This window comes from Xenorhabdus entomophaga (assembly GCF_037996725.1).
Taxonomy (GTDB): domain Bacteria; phylum Pseudomonadota; class Gammaproteobacteria; order Enterobacterales; family Enterobacteriaceae; genus Xenorhabdus; species Xenorhabdus khoisanae.
Map to the genome: position 1 here is coordinate 1 of NZ_JBBMXH010000163.1, position 5746 is coordinate 5746.

The window sequence follows — 5746 nt, forward strand, 5'->3', positions numbered from 1 at the left end:
TCTGGGGTACATCATATTTAGCCAATTGTTATTGAATCTGTCTTTATAGATAAAATCCTTGCCTGTGTTATAGGGCGGGTCGATATAAATCATCTTCACTTTCTTGTGATACGACTTTTGCAGCAACTTTAAAACTTCAAGGTTGTCGCCTTCAATAAACAGGTTCTCTGTGGTATCCCAGTTCACACTGTCTTCTTTACAGGGGTGTAACGTGCCTGTTGATGGTGTTTGGGCAAGTTGACGCGCACGGGCTTTACCCTGCCATGTAAAGTGGTAGCGTTCTTCAATGGTCATCAGTGGAATGCCCTGTGAGTTATAGTGAATTGGTTATTGAAGTGCTAGGAGTGATGCAGCAGCAGAAATTAAAAACCCGCCTGAGCGGGTTGTGCAGTTATTTTTCTAATCATGGGTTTCTTGTGAATCACCTGGATTATCAATGCGTTGATCTTCAGGTGAGATTGCGGGAGGAGTAGATGATGCCTCATCTACAAGCTTCCAGTAATCTTCGGGATTATATAATCCCGCATCAATGCCAACACATATGCTGTACCTTGTTTGGGCTTTTGCCAGCATTTCAGAGTTTAAGCTTCCGCCATTAATTGCCCGACGCAGCCGTCTTTTATTAAAAAACAACCATATTTTAAATCTCAGTTTCTGTGGGTCTAATGTTATTAATGCAGTTACAAATGTAAACAACTCACTAAGAATAATCGCCACAAAAGGGACGCTGGCAATATACATATTTCTATAATCGGCGCTTATCATTTCAGCAAACTGCAAAAGAAAAACACCAGCGCCACTTCCTCCAGCCACACCTATGGCTTTATTACCGGTGCTTAGAGCCTGTTCATCGCTCATGCCTTGTATCCTCATGAGCTTTTTTTTCTGCTATCTTGTCAAGAACAGAGAAAAATTCATCATCTCTCTTCAGATAAATTACTTTTTCTTGCTCTCTACCAGAGGCATCACGGTAGGTTACCGTTATCTTTTCTTTGTTAAATATGAGATAAATTAAAACCCTCAGAATTAACCTGGCGGAATAAAACACAGCCGGCGTCATAAGCAACGCCCCTATTATTCCTATAAAATTAATGTCTTGCATGGTTAACCCCTAGGTTTGGAGATTATTTTTTCCCCAATTGCCGCCCAACCTTCTGGATGACATAACTTGATTTTTTACTCACTGAGTCTGATATTGTTATCTTTTTCATTTTTACAACAAACAACTCACCAAAAATGCTCGGTGCGTCTGGCTGAGTTAATTTCAAAATAAACTCATCATCATCCATTTTTACCTGATACGGGTCATTATTAATAATGACGTTCCACCCTGATTTTTTTTGAATGTTGGCAGATACGAATGTTAATGTAGTTTCTATGTCTTCTTCAGTCTTTTCTGTTTCAAAAATGGCTCTTGGTGATTTGAAGCTACCAGCTTCTTCCTTGGTGATTTTTAAGTCAGGAGTGTCTTTTTTTATTACACCCGCGCTAACCTCAAAACTATTAACCCCAGGATGCTGCAATGGCTTATGAATAAATGAATCTATCGCTTTGCGGATACTTGGCGAATTTACTATTTTTTCAACGTCAGCCGAACACTCGATCTCTTCCCCATCTACAAGTAACTTTACATCACCCGTTGTACTATTCTTTTCAATGACATCGACTTTTCTGCCTTCCAGTCGTTTCAAAACATCAATTACGGTCTTTTCTCCAACTACAAAACTAGCAGCGTGCAAACCAATTATTTTTAGAACATCCTTTGTGTTTGAAGCTCCATGCTTTACAGACAACTTAAAACCAAAAGACCCTGCTATTAACCCTGCATCGACATCAACATGGAATTCACTATCCCCATTTAATATCGAGTTAGCCTCATAAATTGCATCCCCAAGACCTTGCAAGCTGCTAGCAAAGAACAAGATATCCATTTTATGATTTTTGAGTGATTCACCATCATAAATTATGTTTATTGTTTGTTCATTAAATGACATGTATTTATCACCTATAAAAAGTTTTTCACATTTTAATGAATAAACAACATTCAAGTGAACTGAGAATTAATACAACTGTACATTAAAACAGTATCACTCATAACTCAAACTGAAAAGAAGATTTTACCTATCAATTTTTCGGTTACTGAATAAGCTAGACCGAATGTCGTGTAACAAAAAAGGCCACGCCATGCGCAGCCTTGAATTTGTTCCGTTATCGGATTTCCGATATCGGGATTTTGAACTACTGCATATTTTGCAGGAGTTGGATAAAACCATCGAACTCATCTTTCATGGGACTTACTCTATACTGATCGAGGTGTTGCTCGAAATGGTCAAAACCACACCTAACACGCTGATTTAACTACGATATAGATGTTGACCGACCCCGATCGAGTTGTAAACTCAGAGTTTACAACTGGTAGATACGAAAAACCCGCCGGGGCGGGTTGTGATGCTGATAAAGCGCCAAGGGCTGGGTTACTCTTTATTCATCTCATCATCTTGTTCTGTTTCTAAAATTAATTTCGGATGAACAGTGTCAACTAAGTCATAAAATTGCTCAGGGGTTTTTGATATTTTAAGCAAAGTGACAATAGATGCTAAGTGCTCTCTGAGTTTTGGATGCCCAATATCATCAGTTAGCCACTGGTGTAATTTTGCTTTTCTCTCTGATTGAGAGGCCGCTTTTTTTAATTCAGGTAATAAATCGGGGGCTAGTCGGCTATAAACAACGTTGTTTGTGACGGTGCCAATGAAGCTTGGTCTCCAGTTCTTCTTTCCCGCAGGGGGGTAATCAAGACCGTAAATTTTGAAAAGCCCTTCGTAATAATCTACTGGGAAAGTGCTTACCCAAGGTTTCAGTTCCTTAGCTACAAATGCTTCTAAAATTTTAGCCAGAGCATCACGCTCTCGATCTCTTTGATAACCAGTAGCCTCATCAACAAGTGCTATTGCTCCAACTCTTGCAAGCGCTTTGTAAAGTGCATTGGCCTTTATAGCTGTATTAATATGATTTTTTTGTTTTAATACACCCGCTTTATCCGCCTCTATCCATACCTCGCATATCGCAGGTAAAAGTGTGACATCAACACCGTAAGCAGCACCACCTCCTGTTCTATAAACAATTGGCTCTGCTAATTCTCTCCTTAAATCATCTGGAATGAACTCATCTAATTCGCCAGCTTGAAGAACGTAAGGAAGTTGTCCGGGTCTTCCATTTGGAATCCATCTAGGCATTTTAGAGCCAATAGAAACACCAAACGTTTCAGCAAGTCCCCCAGTACCCTGCATAGAAATAACCCTTTTACCATCGGGCAGTACGGCACATTGAACACCATTTGCTGCCATTACCCCAGTATGAGTGGCTTTTGGTGCTCCACGGATAATAGCGGACATAGCTGATGCTTTACGTGCTCTTTCTTTTGTGTTCATAAAGTGGCCTCTTTTTATTAGTTGAGGCCATCTTAGCTTAATGAAAAATAAACATCAAATTATAGCTAAAAATAAAATTAGCTATAAACAATATCATTTTACAAAAAAATATTTAAATCATATGGTTAACCGCATTTAACTCTTAGCAAAAATATATTTTAGCTAAAAAGTGCGCTAATATTTTATTTAGCTATACGATTGGATCTTTTGGTCATTTTTTTGATAAACACACATGTAACTTTGACCGATAGCAACAGCAAGTCTTATGTTTATTTCAGGTATAAAAAAGCCCCGCGAGTGCGAGGCTGTGGAATTCTTTTCTGTTTTAACGAGATGCAATAACCCATCGTTGAAATAATGATGGGCTATTTTTCCGATAAATGCAATAGTTATTTACTATTCATTTAAAATTAAATAGAAATTATTTCCCTTTTTGTGAGTTTTTGCAGTATAAAGTCAGCTCTAGCCTCCTCTTTAAAACATTCCGTTACCAAGTGCTCAAATAATGGCTGGTATTTGTCATAACAGGTAGTTTTAGACACTCCTGTTAGCGGTTTCACTGCCCCCCATACATCTGTAAATTTCAGTCTGGAATATCCGCGACCAGAACATTTTGAGCACGTTTTAAAAACTGGAATACCAATCAACTTGGTTTCCTTTGCATCCAGAACCTCCCCGCGACCATTGCAGCGGCATGAGTAGGCAACTTCACTTTTCCCTTTGCATGTCGGGCAAACTACTCTCACTACCTCTCTGACTTCACGAAATTTAGCGTATGATGCCGGAATAATTTCTACCCCCATGCTTAAATTGGCTTTAACGAGAGTTCGTTCTCTCCAAGGCGTGTATGTCTTTTCAGAAAACACCTCTGCTTCAATAAACCCATCTTCGCAATCAGAGCACTGCTTTTTACTGGCTGCACTTCTCGCATAATCCTGAAACGCATAATTTGCGAGTATTTGCAGCACAGATGCTCTAACATCCTCATCGAGTTTTGCGATGGCACTGTATTTGTGTGCTTGTGTCAGTGCATATTGATAGAGACTCTCCACCGCTTCATCGGGTTTATTGATCCCCTGTTTCGCCAAAAACAGCTCAATACCCAGCCTCGCCTGAGCGGACGCCAATCCCAGCGAGGCCATAACATCGGTAATTGAGAATGAATCAGTAGCCGTTGCGGCTGGAGAGTCACTAAACATGATGCTCTTCGGTGAAAAATATTTTGGTAGTGATTCTAATTTCATTTGATCCCGCCACTGTATGATGTTGTTTTACCCTGTTGATTAATCGTCTTATTGCTCCACGCGTAACATCAAATTTATAGGCTACTGCCCTCTGTGAAAGACCAGAAGCCAGTAACCCAATAATTAACGGTGTATCAGACGGCTCTAATTTCTTAATTCGATGTGGTGCGATCCCGTAACGCTCAAATCTAATATCATCCAGTGTTGACCATGCCGGACGCTTACAGTCAGATAATCGGGTGACATACAAACGCTCTTTACGCTGCCGGATAGCAAAGTGCTTTCCCTCTGACAGCCGACGCTTCCTTGCGTAAGCCTGTGCTTCTTTGAAGTCGGTGAAGATCATGCTGCCTCCCTGCATTCACTCTTCCTCCGTTTTTCGTAATACCGTGCACGACGGGCGAATAGCTTTTTCACCCGTTTCAGGTACTCGATATCGAATTTGCGTAGTTGATTATTTGATTCGAGAGCCTCAACCCTGCTGAGACCGATCCGTTTGATGAGCCTAATGCGATATTCAACTGCATTACCACTGAGTTGACGATTGCATCTGGTGCATGATGAATGGACGTTAAAAACGTTAAATCTTAAATGTGATGCCGCCCCTCTTGACCTATAATGACTGGCATCGATAGCGCTTCCAGTCAGGTAGTTACTTGCTCCGGCTAATTCACAGCCACAGCTAATACACTCTTTGCCATGATCTCTAGCTCGTATGTATTTATTGAATAATGCCTGAGCTTCTTTTTCCCAGTCAGCTTTGGATTTCAGCTTTTCCTTTCTGGCTTTCAGTTCCTGACGCGCAATAGAACGCTGGCGATGGAGTTCTTTCTCCTCCTTGCGTTGGGTTTCTATTTTTCCGAATTGTGCGGCACAGGGAACTGAGCAGACTTTTTGAGTGGATAGATATGGAATGAATTCTGATTGGCAAATTTTACAGATCTTAGGCTTCGGCGTTTTCGCCTTTGCCACCTTATCCCCCTAACGCTATTCCCATAATCAGCATGAGCGCTGTCCAAAAGCCGATGAATAGTAGGTATTTCATTTAATTTGCTCCACATGCAGGCCATGTCC

Annotated in this window: 8 protein-coding genes and 1 pseudogene; 1 reads left to right on the forward strand and 8 read right to left on the reverse strand. The window is 40.6% G+C overall.

Annotation, left to right across the window (positions count from 1 at the left end; translation table 11 throughout):
• The 4 genes and pseudogenes from AAC854_RS20955 to AAC854_RS20970 all read right to left on the reverse strand — a co-directional run.
• Positions 1-294: pseudogene (locus tag AAC854_RS20955) on the reverse strand (site-specific DNA-methyltransferase); the annotation flags it as partial.
• A gap of 105 nt (positions 295-399) precedes the next feature.
• Complete coding sequence (locus AAC854_RS20960) at positions 400-858, reverse strand: hypothetical protein (RefSeq protein ID WP_273546659.1); 459 nt, start codon at positions 856-858, stop codon at positions 400-402.
• The gene (locus tag AAC854_RS20965) at positions 848-1102 is read right to left on the reverse strand and encodes a hypothetical protein (protein WP_273546660.1); all 255 of its coding nucleotides are present in this window, start codon (positions 1100-1102) and stop codon (positions 848-850) included. The genes AAC854_RS20960 and AAC854_RS20965 overlap by 11 nt, the downstream gene beginning before the upstream one ends.
• A gap of 22 nt (positions 1103-1124) precedes the next feature.
• Positions 1125-1994, reverse strand: a complete 870-nt coding sequence (locus AAC854_RS20970; RefSeq protein WP_273546661.1) for an LAPAL motif-containing putative phage structural protein — start codon at positions 1992-1994, stop codon at positions 1125-1127.
• Positions 1995-2157: 163 nt separating this feature from the next.
• Here AAC854_RS20970 and AAC854_RS20975 point away from each other — a divergent pair, with 163 nt between their 5' ends.
• Positions 2158-2358: a hypothetical protein gene (locus AAC854_RS20975; protein WP_340618788.1), complete on the forward strand. Its 201-nt coding sequence runs from the start codon at positions 2158-2160 to the stop codon at positions 2356-2358.
• A 116-nt stretch (positions 2359-2474) separates the two neighbouring features.
• On the opposite strand, the gene AAC854_RS20980 is transcribed toward AAC854_RS20975, so the two are convergent.
• The 4 genes from AAC854_RS20980 to AAC854_RS20995 form a co-directional block, all read right to left on the reverse strand.
• A complete protein-coding gene (locus AAC854_RS20980) occupies positions 2475-3428 on the reverse strand; it encodes a P63C domain-containing protein (protein ID WP_047965228.1) in 954 nt (317 codons plus the stop codon).
• A gap of 410 nt (positions 3429-3838) precedes the next feature.
• Positions 3839-4672 carry an antitermination protein gene (locus AAC854_RS20985; RefSeq protein WP_340618789.1) on the reverse strand — a complete coding sequence of 278 codons (834 nt, stop codon included), beginning with the start codon at positions 4670-4672 and terminating at the stop codon, positions 3839-3841.
• A complete protein-coding gene (locus AAC854_RS20990) occupies positions 4620-5018 on the reverse strand; it encodes a hypothetical protein (protein ID WP_340618790.1) in 399 nt (132 codons plus the stop codon). The genes AAC854_RS20985 and AAC854_RS20990 overlap by 53 nt, the downstream gene beginning before the upstream one ends.
• Complete coding sequence (locus AAC854_RS20995) at positions 5015-5644, reverse strand: recombination protein NinG (protein WP_340618791.1); 630 nt, start codon at positions 5642-5644, stop codon at positions 5015-5017. Before AAC854_RS20995 ends, AAC854_RS20990 begins: the two co-directional genes overlap by 4 nt.
• Positions 5645-5746: the final 102 nt, after the last annotated feature.